The organism is Deinococcus pimensis DSM 21231 (genome assembly GCF_000519345.1).
GTDB lineage: Bacteria > Deinococcota > Deinococci > Deinococcales > Deinococcaceae > Deinococcus_A > Deinococcus_A pimensis.
Genome location: NZ_KI912631.1, coordinates 5,053 through 5,585, shown reverse-complemented (window position 1 = coordinate 5,585; position 533 = coordinate 5,053). Strand labels below are relative to the sequence as shown.

General features: G+C 71.9%; 1 protein-coding gene. It reads right to left on the bottom strand.

Going from position 1 to position 533, the window contains the following annotated elements; all coding sequences use genetic code 11:
- A partial coding sequence (locus tag DEIPI_RS28400; RefSeq protein WP_045233628.1) for an aminotransferase class V-fold PLP-dependent enzyme occupies positions 1-466 on the bottom strand: 466 nt, incomplete at its 3' end.
- Positions 467-533 lie beyond the last annotated feature (67 nt).

Sequence of the window (533 nt, the reverse complement as noted above, 5' to 3'; positions counted from 1 at the left end):
GCCGCGCGATGGCCGCGATGTCCTCCACCGGGTTGAGGACGCCCGTGCTCGTCTCGCCGTGCACGACCGCCACCATGTCCACGCCGTCCACGTGCGCCGCGACGTCCGAGGGATCGATCGCCTCGCCCAGCGGCGCCGTCACGAGCCGCACCCGCGCCCCGTAGCGCGCCGCCATCTCCGCCATGCGCCGCCCGAAACTGCCGTTCGCGCAGACCAGCACCGTGTCGCCGCTCTCCACGAGATTCGCGAAGCCCGCCTCCATCCCGAGGCTGCCCGTGCCCGCCAGGAGCGCCGTGAAGGCTTCCGGGGCGGTGCCGTACATCACGCGCAGATCCGCCTGGATCTCCGCGTTGAGGGCGAACACCTCCGGGTCCATGTGACCCAGCATGGGCCGCGCGAGCGCCTCCATCGCGCGGGGGTGGATGGGCGTCGGGCCGGGGGTCAGCAGGACGTGCTCGTTCGCCATGTTCCGAGTAGTGTACAGGGCGCGCGCCGGGACGTGACAAGGACCACACGTCACCTCATGAGGAGCC